We start from the raw sequence: 24,624 nt of genomic DNA on the forward strand, positions 1-24,624 counted from the left end.
TTTATTTACCGCGCACCTCTTCAATTCGAACGACTCGCGTATGCTCGGTATGACTCCATACTTTGTTGTTTTGAGTGAAGAATGCGTAAAATGTAATCGGCCACCATGACACTAGGAAGAACGGCAGTGTCAACAGATGTGCATACATTTTCCATGATTTCACTCTTTCAATAATCATCGCTGCTGGGAAAGGCAATACGGAGCAGGCAATAATAATCGCAACGAACCAGTATGGAAACTGGCTGTAAATCGAAATAATAACGTTGTCAGCTGGTACAATAAGATCAATCCATAAAAATACAGTTAATAAAAATCCAATCAACGTATTATATACAGAGATCGAGTAAACGGCAGAGTCAATTTTCGTGAGATTCCGCTCTTTAATTCCGGCCCACAGCAACGGAAAAAAATAATTACGAGCAACGTTAAAATGTCCCTGCATCCACCGCAGTCGTTGACGTGCAGATGCCTTAAACGTTACTGGCTTCTCATCGTATACCTTAGCCTCATAATTCAGCACCGGATATACATTGCGTTTCACACATCGCATAGAGAATTCAAGATCCTCTACCAGACTGGTTGCTCCCCAGCCCATTTCCTTTAACAGCTTGGAATCGAAGCACATCCCCGTACCGCCAAGAAAATTACTCATATTCAGGTTCATACGGGATAGCTGCCATAGACGGTTACAATACCAATACGTAATCGCATAAGCGGCTGTAACCCAAGAATCATCAGGATTTTTTGTATCTAAATAACCTTGGATAACTCGGTGTCCCGCACACAAATCATCGTTCATTAAGCTTAAGAAGTCTTCATTCACTAAGTTGTCAGCATCAAACATAACGATAGCATCATACTGTCGCGGCATGGACCAAAGCTCTTTAAGCATCCATTCGATCGCATAGCCTTTGCCTCGCTGCTTGTCGTTCGTACGTTCACAGGCATACACGCCATGCTCGCGAACGATGTCAGCTGTAGCATCTGTACAGTTATCACAAATAACAAAGATATCGTACAGTTCCTTCGGATAGTCCATTGCCTTTAAATTTTCAATAAGCGCACCGACTACTTTTTCTTCGTTATGAGCTGCAACGATAACAGCAAACGATTTCTGTGGCTTTTGCTTTGGTCTGCTTTTATGTTTTTTGAAACCAAATAGCGAAAGCACAAATTGATACAGCGCGATAATTGCCAAGAAAACTTGAACAACGAGAAATGCCACTGTAAAGAACATGTTGCATAGCCCCCTTAACACATCTTACTTCGTTTTGTGAAGCGATTGTGATCGGTTCTCTCTTTCTAATAATCACAACCATATGATTGTGCATTCTAAGCTTCATACTTGTCAAAATGGGAATACGGTCTGTAAGTGTCGCATTCGGCTGGAAAAACGCTTGCATCATTTGTGGTGATCTCTTTTTCTTCGCAAAGCTTATAATTAATCCAGTTCTCTCATTTCTTGCAAAAGAATACCGCTTAGATTAATGTTAGCTTTACCATAAATAAATGTTTCTATTACCCATAAATACAGCTAAGATGGTATAGTATATTGTGTACGAGCAAATTTTCTCAGTTGCTGACTGGATTTTGGAAGGATGTCATACATGGAAAAATGGATTAGCTGGCTTCGATTTCACGAAAACCGCTTATTAATTTGGGCTAATCGCCGCCTTAACCATACGTTCGGCTTTCGCTTTCTTCATCGTTGGATGAGTGCAATCACACATTTTGGAGGAGCAACATTTACGATTTGCTGTTCCTTGTTCATCGCTTTTATTGGACGAGGTGAAATATCAACCGTAGGTTGGAAGTGTCTCGCGGCTCTGGCAATTAGTCATATTCCAGTAGCACTTTTGAAATATAAATTTAAACGCTTACGTCCTTACCAAGAGCTTCCTGATGTTAATACAGGTCTAAAGCCACTAGCTGACCCATCATTCCCATCTGGACATACAACGGCTATCTTCGCATTCATCATCCCGATTGTCATAAATGCGTCTCTATTCCCGTTTTTTGTCATTCCGTTAGCGATTATTATTGCAGTATCTGTCGCTTGGTCACGTATGTACCTAGGACTTCATTACCCGTCTGATGTTTTAGTCGGAGGCATAATCGGTACGTTAACTGCGCTTGCGGTTCAATACTTTTGGCATACACCAACAGGCAATTAATCAATTACACTTGCGTCTACAAAGAAGAATATATAAAAAAGACTGCTTCACCTCAGCTTAGCACTGTGGTGGAGCAGTCTTTTTTATCTTAAGTTATAGGTGGATTCTCTATAATGACAGCGTAAAACTACTGGCAGTCTTATTCAACGCTCTGCTCAATCTGTACCGACTTAAATGCTCGCTGTAGATTGGATAACGCATCCTCAGGTATAACGACATCCCCATCCTGTGAATAGTGCTCAGGAAAAGGTACTGATAAAAATGAATGACTGTTAAAAACATTGTAGTACTTTGTAATCATCGAGTACATTGTCGAATAATCCATATCTGTCTGTATGTTTTCAGAGACGATTTTCAATAATGTGAGCACCTTTCCACTGTTTTGCCATGAAAAAATTTGTTCTGCCAAAGCTTTGACTACCTCTTGCTGCTGCTCCCCCCGCTCAAAATCACTAGCAAAATATCGTGAGCCTCGATCATCCTCCCGAAAGCGTGCATAGCCTAATGCATCTTCTCCCATTAGCACCTGCAGTCCTGGCTCAAGATAAAGATTAGTAGGCCTGTACTTCATTGAACGTTTTACATCGATCTCGATTCCGCCAATCTCGTCAACTAAAGATACAACCGTATTAAAATTTACTAATACAGTGTTGTCGATATCGATATCGAGCAGTTCCTCTAGCTTACCTCTAGTATTAGCAATCGCTCCACTTAGTACGGCTTTATCTAATGTTTTTGTCCCTAGCTGAATCGTATCTCCGGTTAGAATAGAGGGATCTTGCTCTGCTTTCTTTTTATAAAGGGTATACCCTTCACTAAATAATGCATTTATTTTAACTGAATGACCGCTAGTATTCTCAACAAGTAGATCCCTTGGTATTGACAGTAATTTAACGGTCTCAATCTGAGGGATGATGTGCAGAATCATAAGTGAATCGGTTAGTAAAGCATTATGCTCTCCTCGATAATCTAGGCCCATAATTAAAAAATATAAATCTGGATCTTCTTCATCAGGTATCGGAGCTGCATCGACCTCTCTGTTTATTTCCGACTCAGAATCTACTACTATATTATGAGGTATCATCATGTCGTCAATATTAGACTTAATATAGTAAACAAGGAAAACAGCCGCAACGATAAGTACCCCCATCACTAAGATCAAGTAACGGATAACTCTCTGTTTTCTGTTGCGCCTTGTCTGCTGCGTTGTCAAATTATCAGTCAAATTTTCTGTTAAATTCTCTGTTAAATTCTCTGTTAAACCTTCAGAGTTTGTTCTATCATTCTTCGCTTCATTATCGTCCCTCACGGTAACACCTCATCCCCAATATGTAACAATAGTAAGATTATACATAATTTTCATAATTCTATCATTAGATTTACCTCATAATATATTGCGGATAGGTTCAGACAATCACTAACAAAGCATATACAGGCCACTAGATCTATACAAAAAAAGTGAAGGTATGTCCAAACGTAAGCTGTGACTAGCGTTGCTCGCTCGGCAACTAACTACGACACAGCTTACGTCAGAAAAAGACAGTCCTTCACTTAATTATTAGCGAACCAAATAATAGCTCGAGATAATGTTACGCATAATCATTTTTACATACGATATTTCGTTTTCTTTTCTTCGCGGTGCTCGTGCAGCACTTGCTCACCGATGACAACTTCAACTCGATGGATAGGTTGTCCCATCTCATGAAACTTCGTCTCATATTCTGTAAAGACTAAATCCTCACGCGGGCCGTCCTTATGCAGGTTTAATGAAATATTTCGCATCACTAGCTCCATATCTGCAAAGCTATTTAATGAGAAGTCAAACAACGATTGAGAATCGGTTTTAAAGTGGATTTCGCCCCTTGTATTTAATTTATGAATATAACGCTCAACAAAGCGTGGATGAGTTAGTCTACGACGCGCATGCTTACTCTTAGGCCAAGGATCGCTAAAGTTCAAATAAATGCGCTCTAGTTCATTTTCATCAAACATATCATCAATATTTTCAATATTAGCACGCAGTAGTGCTAGGTTCGGAGGTGATTCCACTCCTTGCTCACTCCAAGCTGCACGTGCCTTTTCACTCGCTCGACGAATCAGCTCGTCATACATATCTACACCGATATAATTCACTTCAGGATTACGAACACTCATTTGACTAATAAATTGTCCTTTCCCCATGCCTAGCTCCACATGGATCGGACGATCATTACCGAAAAACTCATGCCATTTACCTTTATATTTAGATGCATCTAATACAACTAAATCCGTTTGGGATTCAATACTTTCAAGAATGCCTTTCCTACCTCTTAAGCGCATCACTAATGTCTCCTTCGTCTATCCTTCTGTTAATCCAATATTATTGTGCATAACTTCAACTTGCTTGTAAAGTCCTTAAACGAGTTGCTTAGGTAAATACCTTTAATTTACTAGCGTTTTTTCACGAATGACAAAAATATGAAACTATAAATCTCACAATAGTTAACACATGACAAGGTTGTTCAATTGCGCGAAAGCTTCCTTCCACTTACGATAAAGATGATCCATCGTTCGGCAGTATCATGCTGCAGCATCATGCTACTGAAACAGGATCACCAATCTGATTCATATTAAAGTTGAGGAGGAATGCGAAATGATTGAAACGATGTCAGTCATAAAGCTCAAAAGGTGGTTTGTTTATCTGCTGGTGCTTGGGCTACTAGCAGGCGTCACCTATTCGACCTCATTCTCACAGCACGCATTTGCAGCAATGGTGAATGTTGTCAACGGCATTCAGTTCAAGGACACAAACAACAATGTGTTACATGCGCATGGCGGCGGTATGATCAAGGTTGGCAATTACTATTATTGGATCGGTGAAAATCGTGACGGCACTAATCTCGTTTCCCTATACCGATCAACAGACCTAAAAACATGGGAGTTTCGTGCACATGTCTTATCAAAGAGCATGGGCGGTGAACTGGCTACGGCAAACATTGAACGTCCAAAGCTGCTTTACAACAGCACAACTGGAAAATACGTTATGTGGATGCACAAGGAAAACGGCACCGATTACTCCGAAGGCAGAGTAGCCGTTGCTACAGCTAGCAACATTGAAGGACCTTATACGTATCATGGGAGCTTTAGACCACTAGGCTATGAATCTCGAGATATGACCGTATTCAACGACAATGGCACAGCCTATCTATTCTCATCTACGAAAGGGTCAGCTGCTAACTCCGACATGAACATCTTTAGATTAAATTCCGATTTCACCAATGTTGAGCAGCTTGTCCAAACGATTTGGGTAGGGCAATACCGTGAGGCACCTGCTGTGTTCAAGCGAGGCTCTACCTATTTCATGATTACTTCTGGTGCAACCGGCTGGAATCCTAACCAAGCCAAATATGCGACCGCCTCGAGTATCGAAGGAACCTGGAGCAATCCTGTTAATTTTGGAGACTCTACCACTTACGGCTCGCAGTCCGCATATGTCATTCCTGTGCAAGGCAGCTCAACTGCCTCATACCTGTATCTAGGTGACCGCTGGGCCGGAGCTTGGGGAGAGCCTGTCAACAACTCACGCTACGTATGGCTGCCACTTTCCTTCCCTACTAGCACCACTCTCGAAATGAACTGGTATCCGAGCTTAGATATTGATACCGCGACGGGAATCATTACGGGCAGCACCAGCGAAGGTGAATTTACACCAGGCCAAAAGTATCAAATCGTTAATGTTGCTAGCGGAAAAGTGCTGGAGGTTGAAGATCAATCGACAGCAAATGCAGCTAATATAGATATATGGAGCTATTGGGGAGGAAACAATCAAAAATGGACGGTCGAGGCGGTAGGCAATTACTATCGGTTCACGAATGTGAATAGCGGCTTGGTGCTCGATGTAGCGAATCAATCCACTGAGAACCATGGCAACATCATACAGTACACCTACAATGGCGGTAACAATCAGCAATGGAGCATCGTATATGTCGGCAACGATTCCTATCGCATTGTAAGTAGACATAGCGGAAGAGCACTTGATGCATCAGGCACAGATAATGGCTCCAACGTTATTCAGTACAGCTACTGGGGCGGCAACAACCAAAAGTGGAAATTCGTGCCCGTAAATTAACCGCACGCACGAACGAATGAATCGCAATCTGTATTTAATCTTTACAATGCGTTGTGTACAAATAAAGGGGTGCTGCTGGTCATCGTTACATGACCAACAGCACCCCTTCTCTTCGTTACGCTAGTGCCGAATCCTTGTCGTCACCGCTCCACGTTTTCTCTAATGTATGCTGTAGCTTCTTATAAGCCGAAATTTTGGATGTGTTGTTGTCATACAAACGAACACCTGTCAATGCAATAAGCTCCTTAACCGTAAGCTCAACTGTTACAATTTCATCACCGTTTGGAATTTTTGTTTTTTCCATATCACTCACCTCATTCATAGAATATGAAAAACTAAAAAATTTATGCGAAATTGTATTCGTTTTCAAAAAGTTTATGTTAGGTTTTTTTCTTGATTTATCGCACTTTCAATATAACATACCGTGTAATATTATTCAAGTTTATAAGGCGTAATTAGACCGTCTTCTATTCCCGAACATTCCCAAGCATAAACATTAGAAAATATGGTATTCCGTCATGTTTTTCGTTACAATGAAGGTTGAAGCAGTGAAAAGGATGGGAATACATGATTACTTCACAAAACAGCTTAGATAATCCTCTAATGTGGGGAGATAAAAATTTTCATACATGGAATTTTGAAATGCGCGAGCAATTCAATACAAAGGTATTCAAGGTTATGCTTGATGCTGGATTCACCTGTCCCAATCGTGATGGCTCTATCGCTAAGGGCGGCTGTACGTTTTGCAGCGCACGAGGCTCTGGTGACTTTGCAGGTCGCAGAAGAGATGATCTGGTTACCCAGTTTAACACCATTCGTGATCGTCAGCATCTTAAATGGCCAGAAGCGAAATATATCGGCTATTTTCAAGCTTATACGAATACTTACGCACCCGTAGAAACGCTGCGAGAATACTTTGAAGTGATTCTTGAGCAGCCTGGAGTCGTTGGATTATCGATCGCTACTCGTCCAGATTGTCTGCCTGATGATGTCGTTGATTATTTGGCTGAGTTGAATGAAAGAACCTACCTATGGGTAGAGATGGGCCTGCAAACGGTTCACGAATCGACCTCGCAGCTCATTAATCGTGCACATGATACTGCTTGCTACGTTGATGCGGTTCGCCGCCTTCGTGAACGTAACATTAGAGTATGCACACATATTATTTATGGCTTGCCTCAGGAAACACATGAGATGATGCTAGAAACTGGTCGACAGGTTGCTAAGATGGATGTGCAAGGCATTAAAATCCACCTGCTACACCTAATGCGCAAGACTCCGATGGTTAAACAATACGAGGCTGGGCTGCTGCGCTTCCTTGAACAGGATGAATATATAAAGCTCGTTGTTGATACGCTAGAATTCCTACCGCCGGAGATGATTGTGCACCGCTTAACTGGCGACGCTCCTCGCGATTTATTAATCGGACCGACGTGGAGCTTAAGAAAATGGGAAGTGCTCAACGGCATTGACCGTGAGCTAAGGCAGCGTAATACATGGCAAGGCAAGCTTTGGCAACCGGAGGGATAATATAAATGGGGTTTTATTCCGTACTTACAATGGCACAGCGCTGGGTAGCAGAGCGTGTGGAGCTAGGTGAAACGGTCATTGATGCTACGGCTGGCGGCGGTGTGGATACACTGCAGCTGGCCTTGCTTGTTGGACCAAAAGGTAAAGTGCTAGCCTTCGACATTCAGCAGGAGGCGCTTAATAAGACTGCACATAGATTACATTCCTACGAGGAGCAAGACAAGCTGGGAAAGGTTGAGCTCATCAAGGACAGTCACGACAACATGTCACAGTATGCAGCTCACGGGGTTGGAGCTATTATGTTTAATCTTGGTTACTTCCCTGGGGGCGATCAACAGATCATTACAGAGCCGGATTCCACGCTTCGTGCACTCGAGCAGAGCCTACTTCTGCTTCGTCCTGGCGGCATCTTAACCTGCGTGCTTTATCCAGGCCATCCTGGCGGTGACATCGAAGCAGAAGCAGTTGAGCGCTGGGCAGCTGCCCTGCCACATGAGCAAGCCAACTGCGTACTGTATCGCCAGCCTCAGCGTCCTGCTGCGCCTTATCTTGTAGCAGTCGAACGAAAAGCTCCGCGCAGCTAATTATTCTATTATAAAGGAGAGCATAAATGACTATTCAAAAAATTGAGCATGTAGGCATTATGGTTAAGGATATTGAAGCTTCTATCTCTTTTTATACAAAGGTACTCGGGCTAAAGCATTTACGCACGATGCCCCACTCCAACGGAATCATTACGCTTGCTTTTCTAGCTTATCCACATTCTAATGAAACGGTGCTTGAGCTTATTCAGGGCTATAATGCTTCTTTGCCTGCTGAAGGCAAGGTTCACCATCTCGCATTTACGGTTAGTGATATTGAAGTAGAGTTCGAGCGTATGAAGCAGCTCCCTGAAGTAAAGCTGCAGGACGAGGAGCTTACTATTCTTCCTGATGGCTCAAGATACTTCTTCTTCTATGGCCCAGATGGCGAATTTCTCGAGCTGTTTGAACCAGGAAAGATCGAGCCTTACCCGCTTCAGTTTGAGCCTGAATTCAAGGAAAGAGTATGGGGCGGACGGGCATTAGAGCAGTTCGGCTTAACGCCACCTGACGGTGCTATTGGTGAAGGCTGGATGATTAGTGATCACCCTAACGGCATCACAAAAATTGTGAACGGCCCACTCGCTGGCACAGGTCTTGATGTGCTGCGTGAGCAATTTGGTGCTCAGTGGTTCGGGAAAAACGGACTTTCAGGTAAAAGCCAACGCTTCCCGCTGCTTATTAAGCTGCTTGACTGCAACGATGACTTGTCTGTGCAGGTACATCCAACAGATGAGTACGATAAGCTGCCTGAAGGCGAGCTAGGTAAAACAGAAATGTGGTACATACTCTCTGCTAAGCCAGATGCGAAGATCATTTACGGATTGAAGGATCAGGTGACGAAGCAGCAGCTAGCCGAAGCACTTACTGGCGAGGGAGTGATGGAGCTTCTGCAGGAGGTGCCTGTTAAAGCTGGAGACGCATTCTACATTCCTGCTGGAACGGTTCATGCACTATGCTCAGGTGTCGTCGTTGCAGAGATTCAGCAAAACTCCGATACTACGTATCGCTTATATGACTACAACCGTCCTGGTCTTGATGGCAAGCCTCGTGAGCTTCATATCGAGGACTCTCTTGAGGTCATCGCTTATGAAGGAGCTGGCGCTGCCTATGTAGATACGAGCGAGATGAAGGCTGGCGAATGGCTAACGATTGCTGAGTCTCCGTACTTTAAAGTAGACAAGGGCTTAATCGAAGCTGCTACAAAGCTTACAACCAATACAGATAGCTTTGAAATACTTGTTGTAGCGGAAGGTAGCGGAAGCATTGCTTGGGGCGAGGACTTAAAGCAAGTACATGACGTGAAAGCTGGGGAGTGCTTCTTATTACCAGCTACGCTAGGAGATTATTCATTAGCAGGTAGCTTAACGGTACTGCGCTCTGTTGTACCGAGTGCGTAAATTAGGAATAGCGTAACGTTGGATTTAGATAACGAGCATTTAACGATAAATAAAAGACTCCATTTTGAATCATTTGATCAAAGTGGAGTCTTTTCTTCTAGCCAAAGAATAAGTCAAGAATATTTGATGAAGTAGAAGATTGTTTATTATAGAACTCAGAGTAACCACAGTTTTTACAATAAACAACGATAAACTGATTATGCTGAATATCAAACATTTTAGATAGACCTGTTCCAGTCATCGCAACTTCCTTTTGGGCTGCATTTTTACTTCCACATTTTAAACAACCTTTTTCAGACATACTTGAACTCCTCTCCAACAAACTGATTTAATTGCACTATAATACGAAGGCAACTGGAAAAAAGTTTCAGCAATAAACAATATCACTGTACCTCGCACCTCATATATTAGTCGGATGAAACAACAAAAAACCGTTGCCTCGTAGCGGCTGGACAGTTCTCCACCTCACATACTAAAGCAACGGCTTTCGCTTTATTTATTGCTACTTAGATATTAACTCTAGCTTTTTATACGGTCTGATCCGCCTTAGACAGGTGTATGCTGTATGGCTTGGCAGTCGGTTTAGCTTCACCTTGCTCTTGTACATACATCATCACAAGCAATGATTCACCCTCCGTCACGAGCTCACCTGTATTCAAGTAATTCGGCATGTCGAAAGGAACCTTCTCCATAACGATATGCTTTTGCAGCTCACGCTCATTAAACTTGTAGCTTGCAAATTGCTCACCTGCCAGCTCCGGCTGCTCAGCAAGAGCTTTCATCCAATAGGACCACTCTGCCTTGTCTAGCTCCATCTCCCACCATACCTTACGAGGCTTGTAGCGGTGATTCATGTAATAATCGAGCTTCATAAGACCTTCGATTACTGGCAAATCCAGCTCGACACCCTCCTGCTCTCGTGCATGATTCAAGTAAGCCCATAAGCGGGAGAACAGATCCTCCAGCTGATGGCCAATCTTCTGCCATCCTTGCGCTTCCCAATAATCACCGAAGCTTTGGAAGAAATCAAACGGTGAGTTGAACACATGATCAACAAGGTAAAGCAGCGTATGATCCATCCGATGCGCATTCCAATATTTCTCCAGCACATCCTCCACTCGTTTAATGCGGACAATATCGCTAAATGGCATCAGATCATTCGCAAGCATCTCGTATGGTGCTGTGTCCATGTAGATATAGCCCCACTTATCGGCGTCATTTCTCAGGCCTGTCCCGCGCAGCATCTTCAAGAAGCCGAGCTGGAGCTCCTCTGGACGCAATGCGAATACATCATTAAACGTTCCGCGGAATGTGTCGTAGTTCTCAAGCGGCAAGCCAGCAATAAGATCAAGATGCTGATCGATCTTCTGCGAATCCTTCACCTTCGTTACGGTACGAACGAGCTTCGACCAATTCTGTCTACGCTGTACTGCCAAGTTCGTTGGGTCATTCGTTGATTGCACACCGATCTCAAAGCGGAATATGCCTGGAGGCGCATTTTCAGCCAAATAATCAAGCACCTCAGGACGCATAATGTCCGCCGTAATCTCAAATTGAAACACGCAGCCACGATGATTCTCAATTAAAAACTGGAACATCTCTAGCGCGTAATCACGCTTAATATTAAAGGTACGATCGACGAATTTAATGAGCTTCGCTCCATTGTCGATGAGATAGATAATATCCGCCTTCGTTCGCTCAATATCAAAATATCGTACACCAACCTCAATGCTCGATAGACAGAATTGACAGCTGAACGGACAGCCGCGGCTTGTCTCAAAATAAACAATTCGATTCGCAAGCTGCGGAAGATCCTCAGCAAATCGATGTGGTGAAGGCAGTGTATTCAGATCAAGCTTAGGACGTCCCGGATTAATCCGAATTTCAACGCCAGCCTCTGTCGTTTTGCGATATGCGATACCGAACACCATATGGTATTTCTCTGTCGCTTCAATCTCTGTAAGCAGATGGTCGAAGGTTTCCTCCCCTTCACCCATGACGATGAAGTCTACCTCAGGCAGACGCTCCATCCAGTAGTCCGTGTCATAGCTAACCTCCGGACCACCAAGCACGATTTTCAGCTCAGGCTTAATTTTCTTCAGCATATTCACGACAACAATCGTCTCTTCAATGTTCCATATATAGCAAGAGAAGCCGATTACATCAGGATTTCGTGAGAATAAATCCGATACGATATTCATCGCTGGATCTTTTATCGTATACTCAGCGATATCCATATCGAATTTATGACCGCAGTACGCTTTCAGACAGCGTAGCGCTAATGATGTATGAATAAATTTTGCGTTTAACGTCGATAATACGACCTTCATAAAGGGTACCTCAGCTTTCATTCGTTCAATTGTTCGTTCTAAGTAGATACAGATTATTTCAAAATGCTCATTCTACTATTGTAACGAAATTTGCTACAAAAAAGAAGGCTTGTCCTGCTTCCAATTATAAAAGCCTAGCGTTATGCCATATATTTGGCAAATGCTAGGCTTCAACATCTATTTTCATATTGCTGGATGGATAACCTTATTCCTCTGCTGCAGGATCAAAGCTGCGTTGAGCAAACTCTGCATCCAGCATGTAGAACGCGTGGCTGTCCTGATCGATACGTTTAAGCTTAGTAATGATTCCGTCAAACAACGCTTCCTCTTCTACCTGCTCATCAATAAACCATTTCAGGAAGTTAATCGTTGCATGCTCACGATCCTCAATGGCAAGATCAGACAAGTCATAAAAATTCTTCGTGTTCTGCACTTCATGCTTATAGGCGTGTTCGAATACATCCAGCATCGAAGCATACTCATTTTTCGGCTCTCCAAGTGCTTGAATCGCTACACGTTGACCACGGTCATTCAAAAACTTATAGATTTTCATGCCATGGAAGCGCTCCTCTTCCGCTTGAACTAAGAAGAAGTTAGCGAAGCCATCTAAATCCTCCGCAGAGCAATAAGCCGCCATTGCTAGATACACGTGCGCAGAATAAAACTCAAAGTTCATCTGGTCATTAAGTGCTTTCTTTAATCGATCATTCATCATTAGTGCACCTCGCATTCCTTATTTGTAATTATTCTAACATAAAAATTATAAATAAGAAAATAGAAGTCTAACATTAATATCCAACGAAATTATCCTACGATTTTCTTTAAGCATTTGTAGAGCTTCTTGGGTGATGATGCGATTACCGGTTCTGACTTGATCATGACGAAGCAGCCTGATCTACAGGATTTGCATTGGCCTAAGCAGTCTGTTTTCTTATGCTTGAGGTCAGGATATTTCTTCTTCATGCTTTTGTATACAGGCTTTAGCCCATGATCTAAGCTACGCTTGCAATACTTAATTTTCATGTCGCACCTTCCCACTGTTCGTCGTCATAAACATCAATGTCATTACATTAAATGATAATGATTATCACCGATAAAGTCAATAACAACTAAAGAATAGAACATGATAGCAGCGACTCATCTCTTGTCAATGAATGCGCCTAAGCATTGAAGATAAACAAAAAAAGCAGCGAGCATATGCTCGCTGCTTTTTGAAGACGCAATTAAAGTTTAACTACGTTTTCAGCTTGAGGGCCACGGTTGCCTTCAACGATGTTGAATTCTACACGGTCGCCTTCATCTAGAGATTTGAAGCCTTCGCTTACGATTGCGCTGAAATGTACGAATACATCGTTGCCACCTTCAACGGAAATAAAGCCAAAGCCTTTTTCTGCATTAAACCATTTAACGATACCTTGTTCCAAAGTCGTTACCACCTTAATTAAATTTATTAAGTCCCTGTGTCTATAACAAAAAAGTCGCTTGATGATACAATCGGCTATTCTTTACTAAAAGCCTATTGCACACAGCGACTAAGGTCTTAATATTGAATAAACTCATTGTAGCACATAAAACCAGACAACACAAGTCCTATATCTTTTTCCAGCATTATTCATACAACTAAGCTTTAGAGAGCAGCTCTATCGCTTCTTGAAGCTGTGTATCATTTTGCTGCAGGAGCTCGCGAATATCTTCGACGATTGCTGCTCCGACCTCTGAACTGTATACACCATCTTCAGCAAAGCCTTTATCTTTCTCATAGGCTTTAAGTGCTTGCTCTGTGCGCTCATCGAACAGGCCTTCCATTGAAGGTGAATAGCCTAACACCTGCAAATACTGCTCAAGAAGCTTTACATCATCGCCATAGCTTCCGCGCTTCAGCTCTACACCAGCTGAAATCATACCAAGCTTCGAATATTCAGGCAACTCTACGACATGCGTCGGTTCTACACCAACCTCATGTATCCCATTGCCGCTTGGTGTTTTCCACTCTGCCTCCGTTAACACAAGCACGGAGCCTTCTCTAAACGACTCATACGTTTGTACGATCCCTTTACCATAAGAGGTAACACCAACAACATAGGCATCCGCTGATTCCTTTAACGCCGCTGCTAGCACCTCACTGGCACTCGCAGAATATTCATTGATCAATAACGCAACGGGCAGTTGCAGAGGATCTTTCTGCTTAGAGATATAGCTATTCGTGTGAGACTCGTTCTTGAATACGACGTCAAGAATTTTTCCGCCATCAGGAATAAACTGCTGAGCAATGTCAATCGTCGCATCGAGTCTTCCACCAGGATTAGAGCGCAGATCCAAGACTAACCCTTTTAGCTCACCTTCCTGCTGCAGCCCTTGCAAAGCTTCTGTAAATTCCTTGCCTGTCGCTTCGCCAAAGCGTGAAATCGTAATTTTACCTATATCTCCTTCAAGACGCTCGGAATGAACCGTGTAGACCGGAATTTCTGCACGCTCGATTTCAAACTCAAGCACCTGCTCTACCCCTTGACGTTTCACGCCAATGACTACGCTTGTTCCTTTCTCACCGCGCACCATGCCAAGCAGCTCATTCATACTGATGCCGCTAGTCGATTGCTGATCAACAGTAACGATCTCATCATCAGGCTTAAGACCTGACTTTTCTGCTGGCATATCCTTAACGAGTGAAGAAATATAATAGCGATCATTAACAACCATGATCTCGGCACCTATTCCATAGAAATTGCTTTTATAGGAATCGACATATTGTTCACCTTGCTCATCCGGCAAAAACTGTGAATATTGATCTCCGAGCGAGGCTACCATACCGACAATCGCACCATCTAGCATCTTATCTTGCTCTGCTGTGTATAAAAACTTATCGTTAATTCGGTCATAGGTCGCCTGGAGCAGCTTAAAGCCATCGGCATTCATAATGGAGTAATTACGCTTTGTCCACAGCTGACCGCCGACAAAGCCTGCTACCAGTGCAATAATCGTAATGATAGCGACATACGATTGGGGCTGACGTTTTGTGTGTTGATTTCGTTCGTTTGGTTCATATTGTTCATTTGGTTCCATCGGTGATTCTCCTTGTTTGTCGATATTATGGTACAATCATACATAAATATATTTTTTCATACTGAAGGGAGCTTCTACATTCATGAGCTACAAACTAATCGCAATTGACATAGACGATACGCTGCTGAACGATGATATTATTGTAACGGAAGCAACAAAAAAAGCACTAAAGCGTGCCATTGATGCAGGTGTCACTGTTACTCTCGCAACTGGACGCATGTACGCTTCCGCTCAAAAAATTGCTAATCAAATTGAACTCAATGTACCAATTATCACCTATCAGGGCGCTCTAGTCAAAACGCTACTCGATGGTAAGGTACTGTATGAGCGCAGTGTACCTGCTGATGCTGCGCGCAAGCTGCTTGCTTATACGAAGGAGCATAACCTTCATCTTCAGCTTTATGTAGATGACGTGCTGTATGGGACTGAAGATAATGCTAAAATTCAAGCCTACTCTAAGCTAGTCAACATTCCTTATGTCGTTGAGCCTAATTTCGAGCTGTTAATTGACAAGCCTAACCATAAGATGCTTATTATTGACGAGCCTGAGGTGCTTGATGAGCATATCGTTGTACTGCAGGAGCTGCTCGGCGATCAGCTTCATATTACGAAGTCTAAGGCACACTACCTAGAGTTTATGCATAAAGAAGGCACAAAAGGACACGCCCTACAATTTATGGCAGAGCATATCGGCTGTACCATGGAGCAAACGATCGGTATCGGTGATGCGTGGAACGACCGTGAGATGATTCAAGTGGCAGGTCTTGGCGTTGCCATGGGCAATGCCGTGCCGCAGCTGAAGGAGCTTGCAGATTATATCACGCTAAGCAACAATGAGGATGGCGTTGCGCATGTGATCGAGAAGTTTGTGCTTCAGGAGAATTAAGCTGTTGTTGTGTTGATCAAATATTAATATATAACCGATAAAAAAGCTGCCCCTTAATGATAGAAAAGCAACGTAAACTTTTGCTTCTCTTCAATAAAGGGGGCAGCTTTTACTTATAAATCCTCTAACCTAACCAGCTTTCATCAGCTGTGGTATACTTTTATCTCTTAATGTCAGTGCCAATACTAGAGCAAGACCATATCCAAAGCTGAGCAGCCCAAATATAATGTAGCCTATGAAGGCCCACGGCACTGAGATCAACGGACTTTCCATTGCAAGCAGCAACGTACTCGAAATAACTAAACTTGTAGCAATTCCTGTTATCCCCGCAATCAAACAAAACCACCCTAGTTGCAGTACAAGCATCGTTCGCAATTGCCTAAAGTTCATCCCTATACTAAATAAAATAGCAAATTCCCTGCGACGGCCGTTTACAAAAGCATGCATTGTATAATAAATGCCAATCAAGCTAACAAGTAAGGTCACCACAACAATAGCGTATAAAAATATGAAGCGCTGATGTGCAAATTCCTCCATCGAGCTCAATGCTAGCTGCTTGTCACCATACCGAATGCTTGTGTGGAATGAAGCATATGCCTGAAGCTCCTCGTATATTGCTGCTCTCTGATCTTCATCGATATAAAGCAACAATGTGTTCCATTCTCTTGCTCTGCTACCAACTAATGAGTCTTTATTTGCGCCTATGATGGATTGCTCTGAATCAACATAGGCCAGCGTATTAATGCTCATTGAGCCGGGCATATATCCATCTACAATGGCTGCAACAAGTAGATTGCCAAGAGGCAAATTTTCCTGCTCAGGATCTCGCAGTGTAAACTCATCACCGACAGTAACCCCAAGCTCCTTGGCATAATCAGAAGTTAGTACTACGACATTAGACAGATCGTTTGGCAAAGGTGGAAGCAGTCCCTTATTAACCAATTGCCGCAAATCACTTTTTTTATAATAAAGATTATGGTAACGTTCCTCTTCAGGTAACGCTTTAGTATTTATAACTAAGGCCCAATCATCCTGACTTACCGGAATAACAGCTTGTACACCTTTTATATTTGTCACATCTGATACAACGCTCTCTGGAAGAGATACCGTAATACTATTATTATACATATGAATATCTGCCACAAACTCTTCATTTACAATTTGAATATTGGCCTCTTTCGCCGAATGTAATACTGTAAAACCAATGACAGGCACATTAATTGAAATTGAGATCGCCAAAATAACAAGTACATTTTGTTTAAAGTAACTGGACAAATATTGCAGTGCAATCACTTTTTCTTTTTGCTTTTTTCGCAAGCCTCGATTTATGCGCCATTTAAGCCAGCTTTGAAATATGATAGGCATGGAAAGCCATATCGCACAAGCGAGCATAATTCCAGCCACTGGATACAGAAGAACGCTACCCGAGAAAATCAATGGAGGGATAACCGATGCTATAGAAAGAAGCAATAACAGGCATGCAACAAATATTCGTGCTCTAGATATGCCTCTTTCCTTAGACTTTATCACATTACGAAATTCTAACGGCAGCTTTGAAAATCCTCTAGCTAGCAATGGTAAAAGCAATAAAAAGAGAATGCACCCATATGATAGCATAGTGAGTAACAGCTCTCTTAAATTGAAAGTAACCTGTGCATGCTCTATGGAAAAAACACGCTCCAGCAGCGCTGCTCCCGATACACTGAACACTGCAGCAACCATTCCACCTAGAATCGTGCCAAGTCCAATTACCCCTGCAACCTGGTAAAGTACAATTGAGAATAGCCCCCTCCTTTTGGCTCCATTCGTATGCAGTACAATGAGAGGATGAAGTATGCTTTGCAGCATGAGACGAAAATTACTTAACACGATAGCCAGACTAGCCAATAATGTAGCAATCGTGATAAAACTGGAAATCCAGCGCATGCTTTCCGTATTTTTTTTTGCTAGATCGCTATCCGTAACTAGTTGATAGGCTACAGGAGCTTGAATCGTCCGTTCTAAAAGCCTAACTAGAGATAAAGGTTCCACACCTTCACCAATATCAAGCATGGCACCGGAGGAAACATTCCCGACTCCGCTAAGTTCCTGTAATGTAGAAATATTCATATATACAAGATCAGGGAATGATGTAACATTAACATCTTCTATAATTTCTTTCAGCTTCCATTCATAGCCTTCACTATGATTAAGCGGAAGATGAATAACTTCCCCTTGTACAGCACCGAGTCGTTGTGCCAAGCTATCCGTTATCACAACCTCATTTTCAAGCAAATCCTCTGTAAATTTATATCTTATTTTGGCAAGCTCATCATTCTGCAGGCCAATCAGAAACAATTCTTCTCCCTCAATCGGATTTAGCAATATAAAAGAAGCTTTCTTAACTCCATTAGCTTCTGCAATGTACTGCTGCTCCTGCTGATCGAAGTAAACAATTTGATGATCTAAATGCTTGGGAGGTGTAACGATGATGTCAACATCGCCAAAAACATCTGCTAGTTGATGCTTATAAGATCTCTCCATATTCGACAACAGCAGTGACATCGAAACAATTAAGCTCATAGCAACCGCAACACTTGCAATGGAAGCAATCATTCTTGAACGATTTGCAACGGACAGCCGATATGCTATACCAAGCATTGACGTTAGCATGACGACGACATTCCCTTCATACTATAGAACGCGGAAACAATCGTCTCTCTTTTTTGTTCTGGACTCAATTCTTCAGATAACTTCAGCTGTTCATAGACATGACCATCATTCATAAATAAAATGCGTTCGCCGTATGCTGCCATCATTGGGTCATGCGTCACCATAACAATCGTTTGCCTTGCATTGTTCTTTATCTTCAAAAGAAGCTCTAGTATCTCCTTAGAAGTATTATAATCAAGATTCCCCGTCGGTTCATCAGCTAACAGTATGGAGGGTTGCTTAACTAGCGCTCTAGCTAGAGCAACCCTCTGTTGCTGCCCACCAGAAAGCTCGTACGGTCTAAAATTACCCCTTTTCTCAAGTCCTACCTGCCGTAGCATTGATTCTGTTTTTTCAATAATGATAGGAGCAGCCTCACCTTCTAAAATCAATGGAATAGCAACGTTTTCGCTAACTGTCATTGCATCAATTAAATTAAAATCCTGAAACACAACACCAATTTCTTTCCTTCGATAATCGGAAAGCTGTTCACTATGTTTGTTATCATACTTAATTTTTTTATCACGCAAATATACAGTCCCAGCGGTGGGAGCAATCATACCCCCTATTATGTTAAGTAGCGTTGTTTTTCCTGACCCGCTCGTTCCCATAATAACAACAAATTCTCCCACTTCTATTTCAAGCCCGCTTTTGTGAAGCGCGATTACTTCACTTTGTCCCTGCTTATAGCGTTTTTCAACATCTACTAGCCTAAGTATTAGATTAGTGTTCATGGATCTCAGCTCCTATTCTAGGTTAGGTGATCACTTCAGCAGTTTTTGAATATAACTTCATTTGTTTATAAATAAATTATATTGCTGGCTCGTTGGAAATCATTTACAATATATCATTACATTAAATTATACTAAATACTAAAAATAGTGGCGTATCATGTCTTATCTTGCACTATTTTTGTCAGAAACGTAATTTCAGAGTTTTAAATGTACGTAATCAATCCTCATATTCCTATGCGTGAATCAAAAAAGCTGTTTCCGTTGCGCCTATGCGATAACTAAAAACAGCTTCTTCTTTAATCCTCTTTATTTAAAGCTCTCTTTCCTTACTGCTCGTTATTCACCTTTTTAACTTCAACGAATGAGCTTATGCTGGCTTGCTGGTTCTACATATCGCAATAGTTCACAGGCCCCAATGGAGCATCGCAATCGCACAGCATACGACAAAAAACACCTTCAAGCTCCCGCCAATGGTTGGCAGTTTCTCTTAAAGGTGTTCGTGTATTGTAATCCTTATAGATGACTTTTACAGTTTTTATTAGGACAGCTTGAAAAATTCCCGATGAAATCCAGACGATGATCGAGCACCTTGAAACCGAACTCTACCTCTAATCGCTGTTCCAGTTCCAGCAGCCAATCATCCTTAATCTCCTCTAATGCACCGCATGTATGACAGATCAAATGATGATGCATATGCTCATGATCCTGACCACGCAGATCAAAACGAGCAACGCCATCACCAAAATTCATTTTCGCAACAATTTGCAGCTCGGCTAGCAGCTCAAGCGTACGATATACTGTAGCTAACCCGATTTCTGGAAATTTCTCTTTTACAAGCATATAGACATCCTCTGCGCTGAGGTGATCCTCCTCATTCTCGAGCAGTACTCGAACAATGATTTCACGCTGCGTTGTCAGCTTATAGCCGCTTTCCATTAAGCTGTGTTTTATTTTTTCAATTTCAGCCTGTATATTCATAGTTTCGCCTCCCAGCCATACAAGGCAAGCTTCATCTAATCGTATCTCAAATTAGAATGATTCTAAAATAATGGTATGCTATTTTGCCAAATAAAGCAACAACAAAAAAAGGGATGTCAGAAAATATTTGAATCTATTCGACTCAAATTTTCCAAATCCCTTTTTTTTCACGGATTCGCTACAAATCGGCAAGCACCTGATACCAAATTCCCCGCTTCGAGTATAGTTGCTCTCGAACCACATCCCAGCCACCGAGATAATCAATGTCGAATATTCCCGATGGATTGCTGAACTGATGCTTCGTTTCTTCAGCGACAGCCTCGTTTACCGGGCGGAAGCCATGCTTAACGAAAATATACTGCGCTTCCTCTGACATTAAAAATTGATAAAACGCTTCTGCAACGTCTCGATTCCCATGCTGCTCGATATGCTTGTCAATTAGTGCAATCGGATTTTCTATTAGAATTGTATGCTCTGGAACGACGATATCATATTCGATGCCTTTGGCAATGCGTGCCAGCAGCTCATTTTCATAGGTGACGATCACATCACCTACGCCATACTCGAACGCAGCCATGGAGGCGCGACCGCTTTTATCCAGTGATTCGATATTGGCGTGAATTCGCTTTAGATAGTTTTTGGCATATTCCGCGTCTGGGCTGCCAAGTTCTTCTTCAGCTTGCTTCAAGCCTGCACCATATATGGCATTAATATCCCACTGTGCGCCACCTGATGTTTTCGGATTAGGATAAAGCACCTTTATTCCTTCTCTAGCCAGATCATCCCAATCTTGTATGCTATGAGGATTGCCTGCACGGGTGCCCATCACAACAATAGACTCCGTCACCATCCCGTGGACGCCCTGTTCACGCCAATTATGAGTAATGAGACCTGCTCTCTCAATGATGTCAATGTCGCCTTCCATAGCTAATATCGCAATATCAGCTTCGAAGCCGCCAATTATCGCTCTAGCCTGAGTACCCGATGCCTCATAGGATTCCTGCAGCTTAATGCGCTGACCAGTATCCGCGAGCCATTGGGCCTCGAAAAGCGGCAGCAGCTCCTGCAGTGCATCCTTGGCAACAGAATAAGCGCCTACAACGAGCGTCACTTCCTCCGCTGCTGCATGTGGGTCAGCCGTAGAAGAATTGGGTGTACTACAGCTTGTTAAGAGTAGACAGAATAGCAGCGTTATACTGACAGCTTTTGCTTTTAATCGGTTTGTCAACGTTATTCCCACACCTTTTACGCATAAAGTATTGCTGCTAGATATAGATTGGCAGCGGATCGACCTTTAGAGGATTCTCCATAATCCAGCTTTTCTCTTCATTGAACAAGTAAGCACGATGGATAAGCACCTTCACTTGCTCACCTGGATGAAGGACCTCCTTCTCCAAGGAACGGTACGTAATTAGCCTTTGCCCCTCAATTTCCAGCTCGATCATCCATTCACTACCGCGGAAATGTAAATGCTTCACTGCTGCATCCATCGTCGCTGATGCAAGGACAATCTCACCTGATTTGCCAACCTCTACATATTCAGGACGAATGAGGGCCTTTATGCCGCTAGATGTTGCTACATCCTCGAAGCCCTTAAAGCATTGGATGCGCTCGATTAGTGACGATTCGCCAATAAAGCTTGCGACGAACGGAGTCTGTGGGTGCTTATATATTTCCCAAGGTGTTCCCTTCTGCTCCAGCTTGCCTTTACTAATAATCATAATCTCATCTGCGACCTCAATCGCTTCTTCCTGATCATGTGTAACAAATATCGAAGTAATGCCAAGCTCTCCAATCATATCCTTCAGCCACGTGCGGAGCTCCGTACGGATTTTCGCATCAATTGCCGCGAACGGTTCATCAAGCAATAGCAGCTGCGGCTCAGGTGCAAGTGCTCTAGCAAATGCGACACGTTGACGTTGACCGCCTGACAGCTGATGCGGATAGCGATGCTCAAAGCCTTTTAGCCCTGTCAATTCAACCAAATATTGCACACGCTCTTTAATAAAGGCTTTGTTCTGCTTCTTCACCTTTAGCCCGAATGCAATGTTGTCAAACACCGTCATATGCTTGAACAATGCGTAGTTTTGGAAGACGAAGCCAATCCCCCGCTCCTGTGGTGGGAGATCATTTACACGTTTGCCATGGAAATATATATCGCCAGAGGTTGGCGTTTCAAGTCCAGCAAGCATACGAAGAATTGATGTTTTACCGCCACCGCTCGGCCCTAAAAAGCCGATAAGCTTCCCTTTTTCAATCTCAAAGCTGACATCCTGCACAGCGTGGAAGCTGCCAAATTCCTTATTAAGATCCTTCACTTCGATATGCATGGCTAGTGCACTTCCTTTCTCTTCTTCGTCCACTCCATTAGAAGCAGGAGCATGATAGAAAATGCGGCAAGCACCAAGGCTATGCCATTTGCAGCAACAACATTAAAGTTCTCCACATCCTGATAAACGAGTGTTGTTGCGGTTTGCGTCTTGTTAATGATATTTCCTGATACAACAAGCACCGCACCGAACTCACCTAGTGAGCGTGCAACGGTCAGCACAACGCCATACATTACGGCGAATCGGATATTCGGCCACGTGACCTTCCAGAACGTATACCAAGAATAGGCACCGAGCGTCGATGCTGCTTGCTCCTGCTGGTCACCGATCTCCTGCAGCACTGGCATAACCTCACGCACCATGATTGGAAAGGTAACGAACAACGTCGCGAGCACCATGCCTGGCAGCGCATAAACGATCGAAACGCCAACGTTGCCGAGCATTGTTCCTAGCACAGTATTCGGCCCAAGCAGCAGCACGATCATTAAGCCTCCAATAACAGGAGATACCGCAAAGGGCAAATCAACGATGCTATTGCTGAGTCGCTTAACGAGCGGAGATAGCCAAGTCGCGCGAACAAGATAAATAGACAGCATCACACCGAATAGCGTATTAATCACGGTCACGATAATAACAATGAGTGCAGTCATTTTAAGCGCATGCAGAGATTGAGCACGCAGCAAGGCATCCATAAAGCCCGACAGACCGTCTGCCCAGGCGCCAGTAAAAATTTTATATAACGGCAGCAGCAATAGCAGCGAAACAACGATATAGGTTAACGTAATCCATAGCCTTCTCATCATCATGCCTGACCTCCACGATTAAGCTTATGTATAAACCACAGGATCAGGAATGATATCGTTAGCAGAAGCACGGAAACCGCCGCTGCACCTTGCGGATTATTGCTTTCAATCTCCCCGAAAATATATACAGAAGCCACTAATGTTTTACCCGGAATATTTCCAGAAATAAGCACGACGGCGCCAAACTCTGCAATCGCACGAGAGAAGGCCAGCATCGCTCCACTTAATATGCCAGGAAGCATTGTAGGGAGAATAATTCGAAAAAATGTACGGGACTTGGATGAGCCGAGTGTGTAGGCAGCCTCTTCCTCTGATTTATCGAGCTCCTCTAACAATGGCTGTAAGCCACGAATAACGAATGGAAAGGTAACAAAGACCATCGCAAGCACGATAGCCGGCTCATGGAACACTACATCAATGCCAAACCATTCATAGAATAGACTGCTAGGCCCGACTAGCAGCAATATAATAAAGCCCGCGACTGCGGTAGGCAGTGCAAACGGCAAATCAATGACACTGTTAATCATTCGTTTGCCAGGAAATTCGTATCTGACGAGCACCCAGCCGATCATCGTACCAATCGCTGTATTAATTAACGTTGCTATTGCAGCAAGCTTAAGCGTCAATAGCACGGCCTTCCAAGCTAGCGGATCAGAGAGATTGTCTATAAAGCTAGTAATTCCTGATGAAAAGGATTGAGTATAAATGCCAATAATCGGAATAATAATCAATCCGATAAAGTATATAAATACGATCGTTCGAAAGCTATAGCTCCATTTTTGGCTGCGGAAAAGTGAGTTCAATGTGCTTGCCTCCAGTAATATTAATTAATCCCACTTGAATACTAGGTATTTACAATGTATCACTCACATGTATTGGAAGTCAATGTATTTTTTTCGATTAATAGTTATCGCCTGTTCACACTACGGCAGCGTATATTGGCATAAAAAGTGGTCAACAATAAGCCGCCTATCTGGTCGATGCAGCATCGATCGGATAGGCGGCTTATTGTTGGATAT

Annotated in this window: 23 protein-coding genes and 1 pseudogene; 7 read left to right on the forward strand and 17 right to left on the reverse strand. The window is 42.9% G+C overall.

Features of this window, described 5'->3' with window-relative positions:
- Nucleotide 1 precedes the first annotated feature (1 nt).
- Nucleotides 2–1,237, reverse strand: coding sequence for a glycosyltransferase family 2 protein (locus tag M3180_RS04430; RefSeq protein WP_251666072.1), 1,236 nt, complete (start codon nt 1,235–1,237; stop codon nt 2–4).
- Between the two features lie 370 nt (nt 1,238–1,607).
- On the opposite strand from M3180_RS04430, the gene M3180_RS04435 reads away from it, so the two are divergent.
- Nucleotides 1,608–2,174 carry a phosphatase PAP2 family protein gene (locus M3180_RS04435; protein ID WP_251666073.1) on the forward strand — a complete coding sequence of 189 codons (567 nt, stop codon included), beginning with the start codon at nt 1,608–1,610 and terminating at the stop codon, nt 2,172–2,174.
- 139 nt (nt 2,175–2,313) lie between these two features.
- On the opposite strand, the gene M3180_RS04440 is transcribed toward M3180_RS04435, so the two are convergent.
- Entirely contained in the window at nt 2,314–3,483 is a 1,170-nt protein-coding gene (locus tag M3180_RS04440) for an LCP family glycopolymer transferase (RefSeq protein WP_251666074.1), read from the reverse strand.
- A 296-nt stretch (nt 3,484–3,779) separates the two neighbouring features.
- Nucleotides 3,780–4,493, reverse strand: a complete 714-nt coding sequence (trmB, locus tag M3180_RS04445) for a tRNA (guanosine(46)-N7)-methyltransferase TrmB (RefSeq protein WP_251666075.1) — start codon at nt 4,491–4,493, stop codon at nt 3,780–3,782.
- Between the two features lie 313 nt (nt 4,494–4,806).
- Between trmB and M3180_RS04450 the strand changes: the two genes are divergently transcribed.
- Entirely contained in the window at nt 4,807–6,282 is a 1,476-nt protein-coding gene (locus M3180_RS04450) for an RICIN domain-containing protein (protein WP_251666076.1), read from the forward strand.
- Between the two features lie 115 nt (nt 6,283–6,397).
- Here M3180_RS04450 and M3180_RS04455 read toward each other — a convergent pair whose 3' ends face one another.
- Nucleotides 6,398–6,586: a hypothetical protein gene (locus tag M3180_RS04455; RefSeq protein ID WP_251666077.1), complete on the reverse strand. Its 189-nt coding sequence runs from the start codon at nt 6,584–6,586 to the stop codon at nt 6,398–6,400.
- Nucleotides 6,587–6,849: 263 nt separating this feature from the next.
- Between M3180_RS04455 and mnmL the strand changes: the two genes are divergently transcribed.
- The 4 genes and pseudogenes from mnmL to M3180_RS04475 all read left to right on the forward strand — a co-directional run bounded on the left by mnmL (nt 6,850) and on the right by M3180_RS04475 (nt 9,793).
- Nucleotides 6,850–7,812 (forward strand): tRNA modification radical SAM protein MnmL/YtqA, encoded by a 963-nt coding sequence (gene mnmL, locus M3180_RS04460; RefSeq protein ID WP_251666078.1) that lies wholly within the window; start codon nt 6,850–6,852, stop codon nt 7,810–7,812.
- A 5-nt stretch (nt 7,813–7,817) separates the two neighbouring features.
- Nucleotides 7,818–8,396, forward strand: coding sequence for a tRNA 5-(aminomethyl)-2-thiouridylate-methyltransferase MnmM (mnmM, locus tag M3180_RS04465; protein WP_251666079.1), 579 nt, complete (start codon nt 7,818–7,820; stop codon nt 8,394–8,396).
- Between the two features lie 26 nt (nt 8,397–8,422).
- Nucleotides 8,423–8,785, forward strand: a pseudogene (locus tag M3180_RS04470) (VOC family protein); the annotation flags it as partial.
- Between the two features lie 27 nt (nt 8,786–8,812).
- Nucleotides 8,813–9,793, forward strand: a complete 981-nt coding sequence (locus tag M3180_RS04475) for a type I phosphomannose isomerase catalytic subunit (RefSeq protein ID WP_251666359.1) — start codon at nt 8,813–8,815, stop codon at nt 9,791–9,793.
- Between the two features lie 97 nt (nt 9,794–9,890).
- Here M3180_RS04475 and M3180_RS04480 read toward each other — a convergent pair whose 3' ends face one another.
- The 6 genes from M3180_RS04480 to M3180_RS04505 all read right to left on the reverse strand — a co-directional run bounded on the left by M3180_RS04480 (nt 9,891) and on the right by M3180_RS04505 (nt 15,183).
- Nucleotides 9,891–10,094: a zinc ribbon domain-containing protein gene (locus tag M3180_RS04480; RefSeq protein WP_251666080.1), complete on the reverse strand. Its 204-nt coding sequence runs from the start codon at nt 10,092–10,094 to the stop codon at nt 9,891–9,893.
- Nucleotides 10,095–10,320: 226 nt separating this feature from the next.
- The gene (locus M3180_RS04485) at nt 10,321–12,123 is read right to left on the reverse strand and encodes a B12-binding domain-containing radical SAM protein (RefSeq protein ID WP_251666081.1); all 1,803 of its coding nucleotides are present in this window, start codon (nt 12,121–12,123) and stop codon (nt 10,321–10,323) included.
- 205 nt (nt 12,124–12,328) lie between these two features.
- Nucleotides 12,329–12,835: a ferritin gene (locus tag M3180_RS04490; RefSeq protein ID WP_251666360.1), complete on the reverse strand. Its 507-nt coding sequence runs from the start codon at nt 12,833–12,835 to the stop codon at nt 12,329–12,331.
- A 92-nt stretch (nt 12,836–12,927) separates the two neighbouring features.
- On the reverse strand, nt 12,928–13,146 hold the full coding sequence (locus tag M3180_RS04495; RefSeq protein WP_285855571.1) for a DUF1450 domain-containing protein: 219 nt from the start codon (nt 13,144–13,146) through the stop codon (nt 12,928–12,930).
- Nucleotides 13,147–13,346: 200 nt separating this feature from the next.
- The gene (locus M3180_RS04500) at nt 13,347–13,547 is read right to left on the reverse strand and encodes a cold-shock protein (protein WP_251666082.1); all 201 of its coding nucleotides are present in this window, start codon (nt 13,545–13,547) and stop codon (nt 13,347–13,349) included.
- 196 nt (nt 13,548–13,743) lie between these two features.
- Nucleotides 13,744–15,183, reverse strand: a complete 1,440-nt coding sequence (locus M3180_RS04505) for a S41 family peptidase (RefSeq protein ID WP_251666083.1) — start codon at nt 15,181–15,183, stop codon at nt 13,744–13,746.
- 82 nt (nt 15,184–15,265) lie between these two features.
- Between M3180_RS04505 and M3180_RS04510 the strand changes: the two genes are divergently transcribed.
- The gene (locus tag M3180_RS04510; protein ID WP_251666084.1) at nt 15,266–16,069 is read left to right on the forward strand and encodes a Cof-type HAD-IIB family hydrolase; all 804 of its coding nucleotides are present in this window, start codon (nt 15,266–15,268) and stop codon (nt 16,067–16,069) included.
- A gap of 129 nt (nt 16,070–16,198) precedes the next feature.
- On the opposite strand, the gene M3180_RS04515 is transcribed toward M3180_RS04510, so the two are convergent.
- From M3180_RS04515 to cysT, 7 genes are all read right to left on the reverse strand, one after another.
- Entirely contained in the window at nt 16,199–18,721 is a 2,523-nt protein-coding gene (locus M3180_RS04515; RefSeq protein WP_251666085.1) for an FtsX-like permease family protein, read from the reverse strand.
- Complete coding sequence (locus M3180_RS04520) at nt 18,715–19,494, reverse strand: ABC transporter ATP-binding protein (protein WP_251666086.1); 780 nt, start codon at nt 19,492–19,494, stop codon at nt 18,715–18,717. The genes M3180_RS04515 and M3180_RS04520 overlap by 7 nt, the downstream gene beginning before the upstream one ends.
- Before the next feature lie 513 nt (nt 19,495–20,007).
- Nucleotides 20,008–20,472, reverse strand: a complete 465-nt coding sequence (fur, locus tag M3180_RS04525) for a ferric iron uptake transcriptional regulator (RefSeq protein ID WP_285855573.1) — start codon at nt 20,470–20,472, stop codon at nt 20,008–20,010.
- A gap of 178 nt (nt 20,473–20,650) precedes the next feature.
- A complete protein-coding gene (locus tag M3180_RS04530) occupies nt 20,651–21,700 on the reverse strand; it encodes a sulfate ABC transporter substrate-binding protein (RefSeq protein WP_251666087.1) in 1,050 nt (349 codons plus the stop codon).
- Nucleotides 21,701–21,737: 37 nt separating this feature from the next.
- Nucleotides 21,738–22,802, reverse strand: coding sequence for a sulfate/molybdate ABC transporter ATP-binding protein (locus tag M3180_RS04535; RefSeq protein WP_251666088.1), 1,065 nt, complete (start codon nt 22,800–22,802; stop codon nt 21,738–21,740).
- Between the two features lie 2 nt (nt 22,803–22,804).
- Entirely contained in the window at nt 22,805–23,602 is a 798-nt protein-coding gene (locus M3180_RS04540) for a sulfate ABC transporter permease subunit (RefSeq protein WP_251666363.1), read from the reverse strand.
- 2 nt (nt 23,603–23,604) lie between these two features.
- Nucleotides 23,605–24,408, reverse strand: coding sequence for a sulfate ABC transporter permease subunit CysT (gene cysT / locus M3180_RS04545; RefSeq protein ID WP_251666089.1), 804 nt, complete (start codon nt 24,406–24,408; stop codon nt 23,605–23,607).
- Between the last annotated feature and the right edge of the window lie 216 nt (nt 24,409–24,624).

It is taken from the genome of Paenibacillus camelliae (assembly GCF_023715345.1).
Taxonomy (GTDB): Bacteria; Bacillota; Bacilli; order Paenibacillales; family Paenibacillaceae; genus Pristimantibacillus; species Pristimantibacillus camelliae.